The organism is Pseudoalteromonas sp. 0303 (assembly GCF_013349995.1).
GTDB lineage: Bacteria > Pseudomonadota > Gammaproteobacteria > Enterobacterales > Alteromonadaceae > Pseudoalteromonas.
This window is the reverse complement of the sequence record NZ_JABVXF010000012.1, coordinates 52375-64505: the sequence shown is the minus strand read 5'-3', so window position 1 is coordinate 64505 and position 12131 is coordinate 52375. Positions and strand designations below refer to the sequence as shown.

Below are 12131 nucleotides of genomic sequence, written 5' to 3'. Positions count from 1 at the left end.
GTATTATAAAAGTCCCAATATGGGACACAGTACTTTAAGAAAAATCTATGACAAATTAAATACAAAATGTTAATAAAATAGGAATAATTACCAATTTTTAGAACATTTACTTTAGATTAGTTATTTTTTAACCAAATAGCTGCTTGTTTTGCAAAATAAGTCAGGATGCCATCGGCGCCAGCACGTTTAAATGCTAATAATGATTCCATGATTATTGCTTCTTCTGCAAGCCAGCCGTTATCAATGGCTGCTTTATGCATGGCATATTCACCACTTACTTGGTAAGCAAAAGTGGGTACACCAAACTCATCTTTTACGCGGCGTACTACATCTAAATAAGGCATACCTGGTTTTACCATCACCATGTCTGCACCTTCTTGCAGATCGAGGGCTACTTCACGAATTGCTTCATCAGAGTTGGCAGGGTCCATTTGATAGGTCTTTTTGTCGGCACCTTTTAAGTTGCCTGCAGAACCTACCGCATCACGGAATGGGCCATAATAGCTAGAGGCGTATTTAGCAGAGTAAGCCATTATACGCGTGTGGATATGGCCTTCGGCTTCGAGTGCTTCACGAATTGCACCAATACGTCCATCCATCATGTCTGATGGTGCAACTACATCCGCACCTGCTTCGGCATGCGATAGCGCTTGTTTAACTAAGATTTCAGTTGTTACATCGTTAATCACATAACCGTCTTCATCGATAATGCCGTCTTGACCATGAACGGTGAATGGGTCAAGTGCAACATCGGTGATCACACCTAGTGTAGGAAAAGCTTCTTTAAGCGCGCGGACAGTGCGTTGTGCTAATGCATCTGCGTTATAGGCTTCTTCAGCAAGTAGAGATTTTTTATCGCTCGGTGTTACTGGGAAAATCGCCACTGCTGGCACACCTAATTCAACGAGTTCTTTTGCTTCTTCAAGTAGTAAATCGATAGAAAGACGCTCAATGCCTGGCATAGACTCAATGGCTTCGCGGCGGTTTTTACCTTCTAACACAAATACAGGAAAAATAAGGTCATTAACGGTTAGTTGGTTTTCAGCCATTAGGCGACGAGAGAAGTCATCACGACGCATGCGGCGCATACGTGTATAAGGGAAAAGGTCGAGTCCTGATTGGGCCATGCTTTGTATACTCCTAGTCTGGTAGAGGATAACTCACTACGCGATTTCGACCCGTTTGCTTGGCATGATATAAGGCTTTGTCGGCATAGTCAGTGAATAAACTTGGGTTATTAATGTCTTCAGCAATTGCGCTGTAAACACCTGCACTCAAAGTAAATTTAATCGTTGTTCCGGCAACTATTATATCAGTATTTTCTGCGGCTTTGCGTATTTGTTCGGCAATTTCTAATGCACCTGTCAGTGGCGTATTAGGCAACAGCACGACAAATTCTTCGCCGCCATAGCGCGCCACTTCATCAAGAGGTCGTTTCAGGTGCTGTTTAATGACATCGGCAGCTGATTGAATGGTTTGATCACCGGTTAAATGACCGTAGGTGTCATTAATTACTTTGAAATGGTCAATATCTAACATGATGATGGCTAAAGGTGTTTGTTCACGTCGCGAGCGACGAATATCCATCAGGAGTTTTTTATCGAAGTAACGGCGGTTCTTGGTTTTTGTCAGCGCGTCTTCCATATTGAGTTGTTCAAGCTCTCGGTTTTTCTCTTCAAGCTCGCGTAATGTCACTTGTAACTCAAAGGTACGCTCCTCGATATTCGCTTCAAGGTCTTGGCGAGCTTGTTCTTGCAGTTCAAGGCGCTCGCGCATTAAAGTATCTTTAGCTTTGCTCTCAGCTAAGGCATTTTGTTGTGCTGCAACTTCAGCATCGCGCTGCATCAAAAACAGTTTTATAACTGCATAGCTTAAACTTAAGCTACAAACCAAAAAGCAAATAAAGGTAAGTGACAGCACTCCGATATTTAAATTAAACGGGTTAAATACCCCAAGTGCGCTGTAAATAATGGCGCAGAAGAAAGCGAATAGGGCGATTAGAAAAGCGCTACAAGGCTGTTTATACTCACGGTTAAACTGCTTTAGAGCAATACTTGCAAAGATGATTAGCACCACAGGTAAACTTAATAAGCAAAGTGTAATAGCAATATGAATAGGTAAGAACCACATTGTTACAGTAGTAAGTACGACCGCCCACGCTAGCCAATACTGAAAGCGATTTAAGCGAGATTTGGTAAAGCCGAATATATAGCCTTGCAAGGGCACAAATAACGCACCACAAATGAAAAATAGGCTCGGTATGGTGAGTTGTTGAAACGATGAACCGCTCGGTTGTAAGTAACGATAACCATAGCCATAAAGGTAGGCTAGCGACAACCAAAGTAAGGTAAGTAATAACCCAGTGTAGGCGAAATAGCGGCGTCTAGAAAAGCCATAAAGTACTAAATTAGTGAGTGCCAGCGATAAAATAAAACCGACTAATAAACCGTACAATAAATTGAACTTACTTTTATGTTTTAGGTATTCAGAGGGGCTCCAAAGGCTTAGAGGTACTCTTAGGCCACCGTTGTTTTTAATTTTTAGGTAGATTTCGGAATGACTGGCTTTTGGAATAGTTAATGAGGCTAGCAGCGATTCATTTTTAATTTGCCGATTGGCTAAAGGAACGGCATCACCTATTTTGGTGTTAAATAACACATGCCCACCTTGCAGATGAAAGACGCTCACTTCATCGAGTAAAGGGTTATCTATCGATAATATCAGCGGTACATCATCTAATGAGGTGTTTTTTATCGATAGCTTTAGCCACAGAGGCTTTAAAGTCATGCCTAGATTTAAGGTTTCACCTCGGTTTTTCAGCCATTTTACATTAGCATTGCTAAACGCTTGTTGTTGAGTAATAGGATCAAGGGTGTACTCAACATTTAGCGTATGTTGAGACTTAAATTGTGAGCTAACAATAAGTGGGTTAGCCAATAAATAAGGAGTAAATAAAAAAACGAAGAGTACGCCACAAAGTGACCATAGGCGCTTCATCTTAACCCTTTATGGAAAATAATTGCTGAAAGTTTAGTGTAGTTTGTTTTGCCACTTCAGTAAATTCACAGCCTTTTAAATCAGCAATTTGCTGACACACATAAGGAAGGTTCTGAGGTTCATTGCGACGAGACTTCGGTCTTGGTCTAATATTTCTTGGCATTAAAAAAGGCGCATCAGTCTCGATTAACAAGCGATCTAAAGGGATTGATGGCACTAAGGCTTGTAGTTGCTCACCACGGCGTTCATCGCAGACCCAACCCGTAACACCGATATAAAGCCCCATTGCTAGGTAACTTTGTAGCGCTTTTTCATCCCCTGTAAAACAGTGCAATACGCCTCGTACTTTGAAGTCACTTAAAATTGCGAGCATATCTTCACTAGCATCTCGCTCATGCAAGTACACTGGCATATTCAGCTGCTCAGCTAGCTGCAGTTGGCGTCTAAAAACGCTGCGCTGAACGTCCCGAGGAGAAAAGTCACGATTGTAATCGAGGCCACATTCACCAATAGCAACTACTTCATGGTTTTGGCTAAGCGTTGTTAAGTGTTCTTCAAGGTGTTCGTCGGCGGTTTTTGCATCATGAGGGTGAATTCCTGCAGTGCAAAATTGCTTAAATTGTTTGGCGAGGTTAAGAGAGGCTTGGCTACTTTGCAGATCGCAGCCGATAAGAAGCAGCTGCGTTACATTTGCCTCAGCGGCACGTTGTAACACAGCTTCATGAATATCATCAAATTGATGATTGCTTAAGTTGACGCCAGCATCAACCAGCGAAATGCTCATTAGTTAGTGCGCTTTACACGAATCGAACGGTTTTGGCCTTCAACTTTTAAAAGGAAAGAATTGAAAACGCCACGTTCAATAACCACAACATCTTGTTTTTTTAGACGTAAGCTATCAGAGCCAACTTGACGCCATTGTTGACCATTATCAAGTTCGATGATGAGTTCACCATAAGGGGCTTTTTTCACGCTTTTTACACTAGCGCTAATTTGGTCATCGTTTACTTTAGCAACTTCTTTATGCTCTAAACCAAAGTCTTCATTTTTTGTTCTTACGATTTGTTCATTTGTTGCTCCTGCTGCGGCAACAGGTGCTGGGGAAGCAGCTGCAGCTGAGCTTGCAACAGGTTGTTCAATTTGTTTTTTTGTCGCAGGTTTTGATAGTGATTTACCTGCCATCACGTTGTCGTAACAAAGTAAGCGGTTAAAATCATTTTCAACAAAAGTACACGCTTGTAGTGCTTGTAAGTTAACTTCGTTTGCTTGTGCAGTGCCAGTAATCGTTAACAGTGCAACTAATGGAATGAGTTGTTTTTTCATTTATTCCTCTGATTCCTGTTGAGGTTTGGCGGTATAAAATGCAGCCAAAATTAAACCTAATTCAAATAATAACAGCATGGGTAATGCTAGTAATGTTTGTGACAGTACATCAGGAGGTGTTAAGAACATGGCAACCACAAATACACCTACCACGATATAAGGTCGTTTTTCTTTTAAACTTTTTGTTGTTGTTGCGCCACTCCAGCATAACAGCATGATGGCAACTGGTATTTCAAAGGCAATACCAAAAGCAAAAAATAGTTTTAAAGCAAAACTTAAGTAGCTACTAATATCAGGCGCTAATGTCATCATATCAGGGCCAGTGTTAGTGAAAAACCCTAAAATAATAGGTAACACCACAAAGTAGCAAAATGCGATACCACTATAAAATAGCAAAATGCTAGAGGCCAAAATTGGCATTAGCATACGCTTTTCATGTTGATACAAGCCAGGTGCTATAAAGCTCCAAACTTGGTGCAGTATCATAGGAATAGCAGCAAATAACGCCACAAATAAGGTGAGTTTAAACGGTGCAAAAAAAGGTGCCGTTACATCCGTTGCGATCATGGTGGCAGTGCTAGGCAAGTTTGCAATAAGTGGTGCTGCAACAAAGCTATATATATCGTTGGCAAAGTACACCAAGGCGATAAATATTAGCAAAATGCTTAACAAAGCTTTCATGAGTCGATTTCGTAACTCAATTAAGTGGCCAACAAAGCCTGTGTGAGCTTGCTCGGTCATAGTTTACTATTCATCATCATTGTTATTGACCACAAAAGCAGAGATTAAATTCACTTTTTTTCGTCATTATTGTTACTTTCTGCTTTTTCAGGCGTGTCTTTTTTGTAACTGTGGGTGACTGACTGAGCAGCCTTTTGAAGTTCGTTTACAGAGTCTTGCAGATCTGGAGATAGTTCTTGCAAGTTTTGTTGCTCTGCTTTTTTTAAGTTTTCGTGAAGCTCATGGATACGGAGTTCTTCGTTCACTTCTGCTTTCACTGAGTTGGCGACTGACTTTAAGGTTTTTACCCAGCGGCTAACCGTGCGAATTGCCACAGGCAAGCGCTCTGGGCCTAATACAATTAGACCCACGATCAGTACGACAACAAGTTCCCACATCCCCATGTTGATTAAGCCTTATGGTCGTCTTTGCTTTTCTCTACGGTTTCTTTGTTTTGCGTGTTAGAAGCTTGTTCTATTTGCTCGCTTTTAGCGCTAGCTTGGTCATCATCAGATACGGCTTTTTTAAAGCCTTTTACTGCGCTACCTAAATCACCGCCGATGCCACGAAGTTTTTTTGTGCCAAATAACAATACGATGATTGCCAAAATAATGATTAATTGCCAAATACTGATACCACCAAAACCCATGGGTTACTCCGTTTTTTCAAATTTATCGAATAGACTTGTCTCGATTATACTCACCAAAACATAAATAGCACTTAGTTTATGCACTACGCCACGCTGCAATAAAGCCTGCTATAGCAAAGCCTGCGGTAATTGCACTGGCAACTAAGTCATGCTGCAAATAACATAAGCCTGAAACAATCAAGCAGCTGCCAGCAAAGATGCTGAGTAACAAAGGTTTAGCAGATTGCGGCGCTGGCAATTGTACAGGTTGTTGTTGACGCTTTAAGTTTTGATAAATTAAATCAGGTAATTCAGGCATTTTTTCTGCCCAAAATGGCAAGTTCGCATACATTTTTTTCATTACTGCAAGCGGACCAACTTGTTCTTTGACCCAATCTTCTAGAAAAGGTTTAGCGGTTTTCCATAAATCAAGCTGCGGATACAGTTGTCTGCCAAGGCCTTCAACATACAACAGCGTCTTTTGCAGTAACACTAATTGCGGTTGAACTTGCATATTAAAGCGACGAGCCGTATTAAACAGGTTGACTAACACATGGCCAAACGAGATTTCGGCCAGTGGTTTATTGAAAATTGGCTCACACACAGTACGAATGGCAAATTCAAACTCTTCAATGCTGGTATCGGCGGGTACCCAGCCAGAATCAACGTGTAGCTGCGCTACTTGGCGGTAATCACGATTGAAAAAGGCAATAAAGTTTTCTGCTAAATAGCGCTTATCTTCACGATTAAGGGTGCCTACAATACCGCAATCAATACCAATATATTTTGGGTTATGAGGGTTTTCGCGAGAAACGAAAATATTACCTGGGTGCATATCAGCGTGGAAGAAACTATCACGAAATACTTGTGTGAAAAACACTTCGACACCACGCTCAGCTAGTAGCTGCATATTGGTATTTTGTGCCAGCAATGCTTCGGTATCAGATACTGGAATACCGTAAATGCGCTCCATTACTAATACGTTACTGCGGCTGTAGTCACTGTAAACAAAAGGAATGTAGAGTGAATCTGAGTCTTCAAAGTTACGGCGTAGCTGAATCGCATTCGCCCCTTCACGCATTAAGTCGAGCTCATCGAGCAAGGTTTTTTTGTACTCGTTTACTACCTCAATAGGGCGTAAACGCTTGGCTTCTTTTAATAACTTAGCCACTAAGCGTGCGACTTTTTGCATTAGCATTAAGTCGGCATCAATTTGCTCTTTAATGTTAGGGCGAATGACCTTAATCACTACATCTTGTGGTGCGCCATGCTCATCAATTAAGGTTGCCGTGTGAACTTGTGCAATCGAGGCTGATGCTAAAGGTGTTTGCGAAAAATCACTAAACAATTCACTAATATCATTAATACCCAGCGCCTTTTCAATAAGCTGCTGGGCAAGTTCACCTTCAAAAGGTTCAACCTGATCTTGTAGTAGTGCAAGCTCTAATGCGACATCATGAGGGAGTAAATCACGGCGTGTTGAAAGCATTTGGCCAAACTTGATCCATACAGGGCCAAGCTCTTGCAGAGCAAGTCGTAAGCGCATACCTGCAGGTTTATCTTTATGTTGGTTACGTAACCAAAATAAGCTGCCACGGGCGAGTTTGGCAAACCAAGGCACTCGTTTACGTGGAATTAATTCGTCTAAGCCATAGCTCAGTAGGGTTTTAGTGATGTAATAAAGACGAGCAGACGACACACAAGTTCCTTAGCGCATTAGCGAGACTGTAACAGCGCGTTAATTCGCATCTCTAATTGAGATACTTGGCTTTTTAATTGGCGGTTTTGCTGTTTAAATTCAGCAAGCTCAAGAGGGTGTATAGTCACTGCTAACTCATCTTGGCAAAGCGTTGTTAAGGTGTTTTCTAACTTGCTTTTCGTTTGTGAGCCACGACGTTTTAAAGCTTGAATAGAGAGCCACAACTGTTGCGCTGGGGCATCGCCAATGTACCGAGAAAAATGTTCTGGCCAATCAATATCAAGCTCAGCAAACGCATTGCTAAAACCTTGTGCAAGATTTAAGTCGCCTTGTAAGTCGAGCTTATCTTGGCGAATGAGTTGCGTGAGCATTGATGGATCTTTAAGCGCCAACAAGGTGTCGATATCGGCGCTGATCATGCAATCAAAACTACGCTCTTGCGTACTGTATAAGTGAATTTGCTCGTCGCTGTAAACACACAAAATTGACTGTTGCCAATCACGTATCTCAATCAACAGCTGTTTATCAGCAATTGCTGCAAGCTTGCCCTGTAACTGGGGGTCTAACTGCAGCAGTTGATTAATGATTCGTTCGACTAGTGATAACAGAGCGTTTGCTAACATCGCGTTACCTACTTAATTTACAGAATTTTTAGTATTTAAAACCACGGTGAAGGGCAACAATACCGCCAGTAAGGTTTTGATAACTGGTTTGTTCAAAACCAGCATCTTCCATCATGCCTTTTAATGTTTCTTGATCTGGATGCATACGGATTGATTCAGCAAGATATTGATAAGACTCGCCATCATTCGCAACCAGTTCACCCATCTTAGGTAAGATATTAAATGAGTAGAAATCGTAGGCTTTACTTAATATTTCTTGTTCTGGTTTTGAGAACTCAAGCACGAGTAAACGGCCACCTGGCTTAAGAATACGATACATTGAACGCAGAGCTTTATCTTTATCGGTCACGTTACGAAGACCAAAGGCAATCGTAATTAAGTCAAAGCTGTTATCAGGAAATGGTAATGCTTCTGCATTCATTTGAACATATTCGATATTGCCAACACGACCAAGGTTACGCAGTTTCTCACGGCCAACTTTCAGCATTGAAGAGTTAATATCGCCTAAGATAACCTGACCGGTCTCACCTACTAGCTGACTAAATTTAGCGGTTAAATCACCTGTACCGCCGGCAAGATCTAATACATAGTGACCTTTGCGAACACCTGAACTTGCAATAGTTTGGCGTTTCCATAAACGATGAATACCGAACGACATAAGATCATTCATTACGTCATACTTTGCAGCGACTGAGTGGAATACATCTGCAACCATTGATGCTTTGTCGTTTTCAGCAACGGTTTTATAGCCAAAATGCGTGGTCTTTTCTTGATTCTCGTTCATGATTAATCTCTATCGTGGCAATAAAGACTAGTGTACTTGATTGTAGCTGTGGGGTGCAATTTGATTATAACTAAATCATCAGATTAGCGTGGCTTTTCATGACTTAGCGCAGTTTTAAACTTTATTGGCCGGCAATAAAACTACTTTGTCCAAGTGACTTGGCTTTAGCGGCTGCTAAAGAGGCTTTACGGGCTAAACTGTTAAAGTCGCCATCGCCTTCATGTTTAGCGATCCCTAAAGCAAGAGTGATAGCAGGAAGTTTGGTGCCATTTTTTGAGCTGACAAAGCGCAGCTTTTCTACGCCATTTCGTACTTTTTCGGCAATTAAGTTTGCAGTTTCAGGCTCTATATCAGCAAGTAAGATGGTAAATTCATCTTTACTTGTGCGCCCAGGTAAACCGCTTTCTTGTACGTACTTTTGCACTTGCTTGGCGACTTTACTCAAAATGACTTCACCAATGACATCGCCATAGTTTTCAATAAAATGATTTAAGTTCTCAATGTGAATAGAGATAGCACAAACCGCTTTATTTTGGCCGACCCAGAGTTGGGTTTGTTGATTCAAGTAGTGGCGCTTGTATAAGCCAGTTTGTTGGTCGGTAATGTGTTGTTTGCGTAATTGAGTGAGTTGTTTTTGAGTTTTTTCTTGCAGTGATTTGGCTTTTGCTATTTCTTGCTTAAATTGACGATGCTGGTTGAGCAGTACTTCTGATTGTTTACTGAGCATTTTTAATGCGTGACGCGTTTGCTCAATATTGTTTTCATCGATTGAATGCACACAGTCACTAACTTGATCAGCAAAGCGGACAATATTTTGTTCGTTATTGCTAGCATTACGTGAAAGGGTGTTAATTACTGAGTCAACGTTGCGAACAATGGCGGTTTTCATTTTATGGCCTTGCTCTATAAAATCGAAATAAAGCTGTTCTACATAGACACAATCGATGGTTTTTCTTTGTGCGATGGCACGGTCAATAGCGGCGTTAAGTTTTGGGTTAGACTGGCTGACGTAGGTGTAAACAACTTGGTAGTTAAGTGGTGACGGCGGTAATGCATGATGTTCTAAAAAGATACATACCTTTGTCATTTTTTCTTGAGCAATAGCCATGGGATCATGGAACATCATTTTTCAATACCACTAAATACGCATATCAACCAATTAATCATCTCTTCCGTAAAGTTTATTTGCTTCCAAGCATAAATACTGAGTCTACAGTAATCTGTAATCAGTCTATTTAAAAGCAAAATCGCTAATTTTGGAACTTAAATTTGTTTCGTTTGCGTCTATTAGCTGATTTTCTCAACAACTTTAACAAGTGTAATTAAAAATTGCTTAAACCTTGCTCATTCTTATCTACACTGCGCTGTTAATTTGAGCGTATTTAACCTGAGCTTGGTCGCATTTGCTTGGGTTTTAGCCAGTGCTGCGCTACTTTAGCGATACTGATTAAAACTAAAAAGAATGCTATGAAACAAACACTGTCGCGAACTTTAAACCGTTCTGTTATTGCGGTTGCTTTAGCTTGTACTTTAAGCGCTTGCCAAGTAACAAATATTGATGCTGATCAGCAATTTACTCAAGTAGCCGAAAATATTGTTAATTACCGCCAAAGCATCAGCCCATATGGTAAAGAAAATGGCGTTGATGGTTATTTATTAGAAAATCTATCGGCTGAATTTTTAGAACAAAAATACAAGAAGAATACTGAGCTACTTGCCGAGCTAGACGCTATCGACCGTGATAAGTTATCGGAAGAAAACCGCATTAACCTGACTATTTTGCGTGGCCAAGTGCAAAATAGTGTCGATGAATATGTGTTTAATGCGCACTATATGCCGCTGACATCTGAGTATGGTTTCCACTCTAGTCTATCATTTATGATATCAAGCTCAGATTACACAAAACCACAAGATTACCAGCTATATCTTGCTAAATTACAGCAAATTCCCCGCTATTTTTCGCAAAATATCGGCTGGATGCGTAAAGGTCTTGAAGTAGGTTTAACTCAACCAAAGGCTGTTTTAGAAGGGTATCAAGACTCAATCACGGCTTATATTGTTGATGATGCGACACAGTCTGAATTTTACAAACCATTTTTAAATAACACGGCAGGTGTAAGTGATAGCGAGTTTGCAGCGCTACAAAAGCAAGCGCAAACCATTATCACAGAACAAGTTATTCCGGCATATCAAGGTTACTTAACCTTCTTTAACAATGAGTATCAACCGGGTGCACGTACAGATATTGGTATTTCAAGTACGCCGAATGGCAAAGCGTTTTATGAAAACCGTGCTAAGTACTACACCACCACAGATATGACGCCAAAAGAAATCCATGAGCTAGGTTTACAAGAAGTCGCGCGTATTCGCGCAGAAATGGAAAAAATTATTGAGAAAGTAGGCTTTGAAGGCTCGTTTGCTGATTTTGTGCACTTTTTACGTACTGATCCGCAATTTTACGCAAAAACACCAAAAGATTTGCTAAAAGAAGCGTCTTACATCGCCAAGAAAATGGATGCGCAGTTACCTAAGTTATTCCACACCTTGCCAAGAATGCCGTATGGTGTTGCGCCAGTGCCAGAGAGTATTGCCCCTAAATATACAACCGGCCGTTACTCAGGTTCTCGCCGTGATGACCAAGCAGGTTATTACTGGGTTAATACCTATGCGCTAGATAAGCGCCCGTTGTATGTTCTTGAAGCATTAACTTTGCACGAAGCTGTACCAGGGCATCATTTACAAATTTCACTTAATGCAGAACTTGAGTCATTACCAAGTTATCGCCGTAATGCATATTTGTCGGCATTTGGTGAAGGTTGGGGCTTATATTCGGAGTTTTTAGGTATCGAAGCGGGCTTTTATCAAGACCCATACAGTAATTTTGGTCGTTTAACCTATGAAATGTGGCGTGCAGCACGTTTAGTAGTTGATACAGGTATGCATATGTATGGCTGGAGCCGCGAACGCGCAATGAAATTTATGAGCGAAAACACCGCGCTATCATTACATAACGTGAAGACCGAAACTGACCGTTATATTTCATGGCCTGCACAAGCGTTGTCATACAAAATTGGTGAGCTAACAATTAAACGTTTACGCCACGAAGCTGAGCAAGCACTTGGTCAAGATTTCGATATTCGCGAATTCCACCATCAAATATTACGTCATGGCTCAGTGCCAATGTCAGTGCTTGAAGAGCAAATTCAACTTTATATTAAAGCTGAATTAGCCAAACGAGCAGCATAGCGGCATAAAAGAAACGAAAAGGCGTGACTTACATCACGCCTTTTTTGTTTATTGCACGTAATATAAACACCTTATATGCTTTGAAGGATGTCATTTCACAAAGGGGCCTTG

General features: G+C 41.0%; 12 protein-coding genes. 1 reads left to right on the top strand and 11 read right to left on the bottom strand.

Annotated elements, in window-relative coordinates; translation table 11 throughout:
- Positions 1 to 116: 116 nt before the first annotated feature.
- The 11 genes from hemB to HUS62_RS10105 all read right to left on the bottom strand — a co-directional run bounded on the left by hemB (position 117) and on the right by HUS62_RS10105 (position 9882).
- Entirely contained in the window at positions 117 to 1127 is a 1011-nt protein-coding gene (gene hemB / locus HUS62_RS10155; protein ID WP_175079418.1) for a porphobilinogen synthase, read from the bottom strand.
- Positions 1128 to 1140: 13 nt separating this feature from the next.
- Entirely contained in the window at positions 1141 to 2997 is a 1857-nt protein-coding gene (locus HUS62_RS10150) for a diguanylate cyclase (protein ID WP_175079417.1), read from the bottom strand.
- A 1-nt stretch (position 2998) separates the two neighbouring features.
- The gene (locus HUS62_RS10145; protein WP_175079416.1) at positions 2999 to 3781 is read right to left on the bottom strand and encodes a TatD family hydrolase; all 783 of its coding nucleotides are present in this window, start codon (positions 3779 to 3781) and stop codon (positions 2999 to 3001) included.
- Positions 3781 to 4320: a hypothetical protein gene (locus HUS62_RS10140; protein ID WP_062566300.1), complete on the bottom strand. Its 540-nt coding sequence runs from the start codon at positions 4318 to 4320 to the stop codon at positions 3781 to 3783. Before HUS62_RS10140 ends, HUS62_RS10145 begins: the two co-directional genes overlap by 1 nt.
- Positions 4321 to 5061 (bottom strand): twin-arginine translocase subunit TatC, encoded by a 741-nt coding sequence (gene tatC, locus HUS62_RS10135; protein ID WP_054552341.1) that lies wholly within the window; start codon positions 5059 to 5061, stop codon positions 4321 to 4323.
- 50 nt (positions 5062 to 5111) lie between these two features.
- Positions 5112 to 5444 carry a Sec-independent protein translocase protein TatB gene (gene tatB / locus HUS62_RS10130; RefSeq protein WP_054562925.1) on the bottom strand — a complete coding sequence of 111 codons (333 nt, stop codon included), beginning with the start codon at positions 5442 to 5444 and terminating at the stop codon, positions 5112 to 5114.
- A 5-nt stretch (positions 5445 to 5449) separates the two neighbouring features.
- Positions 5450 to 5689, bottom strand: coding sequence for a Sec-independent protein translocase subunit TatA (gene tatA / locus HUS62_RS10125; RefSeq protein WP_054562924.1), 240 nt, complete (start codon positions 5687 to 5689; stop codon positions 5450 to 5452).
- Between the two features lie 76 nt (positions 5690 to 5765).
- On the bottom strand, positions 5766 to 7367 hold the full coding sequence (ubiB, locus tag HUS62_RS10120) for a ubiquinone biosynthesis regulatory protein kinase UbiB (protein ID WP_175079415.1): 1602 nt from the start codon (positions 7365 to 7367) through the stop codon (positions 5766 to 5768).
- A 17-nt stretch (positions 7368 to 7384) separates the two neighbouring features.
- Positions 7385 to 7990 carry an SCP2 domain-containing protein gene (locus HUS62_RS10115; RefSeq protein ID WP_175079414.1) on the bottom strand — a complete coding sequence of 202 codons (606 nt, stop codon included), beginning with the start codon at positions 7988 to 7990 and terminating at the stop codon, positions 7385 to 7387.
- A gap of 28 nt (positions 7991 to 8018) precedes the next feature.
- A complete protein-coding gene (gene ubiE / locus HUS62_RS10110; RefSeq protein ID WP_055020565.1) occupies positions 8019 to 8774 on the bottom strand; it encodes a bifunctional demethylmenaquinone methyltransferase/2-methoxy-6-polyprenyl-1,4-benzoquinol methylase UbiE in 756 nt (251 codons plus the stop codon).
- A gap of 121 nt (positions 8775 to 8895) precedes the next feature.
- Positions 8896 to 9882 carry a GGDEF domain-containing protein gene (locus HUS62_RS10105; RefSeq protein ID WP_055020636.1) on the bottom strand — a complete coding sequence of 329 codons (987 nt, stop codon included), beginning with the start codon at positions 9880 to 9882 and terminating at the stop codon, positions 8896 to 8898.
- A gap of 359 nt (positions 9883 to 10241) precedes the next feature.
- Here HUS62_RS10105 and HUS62_RS10100 point away from each other — a divergent pair, with 359 nt between their 5' ends.
- Positions 10242 to 12020: a DUF885 family protein gene (locus HUS62_RS10100; RefSeq protein ID WP_175079413.1), complete on the top strand. Its 1779-nt coding sequence runs from the start codon at positions 10242 to 10244 to the stop codon at positions 12018 to 12020.
- Positions 12021 to 12131 lie beyond the last annotated feature (111 nt).

What these genes read in the sequence shown, in the direction of transcription:
- hemB (WP_175079418.1), bottom strand. Translation starts at nt 1,127, where the DNA reads ATGGCCCAATCAGGACTCGACCTTTTCCCTTATACACGTATGCGCCGC.
- HUS62_RS10150 (WP_175079417.1), bottom strand. Translation starts at nt 2,997, where the DNA reads ATGAAGCGCCTATGGTCACTTTGTGGCGTACTCTTCGTTTTTTTATTT.
- HUS62_RS10145 (WP_175079416.1), bottom strand. Translation starts at nt 3,781, where the DNA reads ATGAGCATTTCGCTGGTTGATGCTGGCGTCAACTTAAGCAATCATCAA.
- HUS62_RS10140 (WP_062566300.1), bottom strand. Translation starts at nt 4,320, where the DNA reads ATGAAAAAACAACTCATTCCATTAGTTGCACTGTTAACGATTACTGGC.
- tatC (WP_054552341.1), bottom strand. Translation starts at nt 5,061, where the DNA reads ATGACCGAGCAAGCTCACACAGGCTTTGTTGGCCACTTAATTGAGTTA.
- tatB (WP_054562925.1), bottom strand. Translation starts at nt 5,444, where the DNA reads ATGGGGATGTGGGAACTTGTTGTCGTACTGATCGTGGGTCTAATTGTA.
- tatA (WP_054562924.1), bottom strand. Translation starts at nt 5,689, where the DNA reads ATGGGTTTTGGTGGTATCAGTATTTGGCAATTAATCATTATTTTGGCA.
- HUS62_RS10115 (WP_175079414.1), bottom strand. Translation starts at nt 7,990, where the DNA reads ATGTTAGCAAACGCTCTGTTATCACTAGTCGAACGAATCATTAATCAA.
- ubiE (WP_055020565.1), bottom strand. Translation starts at nt 8,774, where the DNA reads ATGAACGAGAATCAAGAAAAGACCACGCATTTTGGCTATAAAACCGTT.
- HUS62_RS10105 (WP_055020636.1), bottom strand. Translation starts at nt 9,882, where the DNA reads ATGGCTATTGCTCAAGAAAAAATGACAAAGGTATGTATCTTTTTAGAA.
- HUS62_RS10100 (WP_175079413.1), top strand. Translation starts at nt 10,242, where the DNA reads ATGAAACAAACACTGTCGCGAACTTTAAACCGTTCTGTTATTGCGGTT.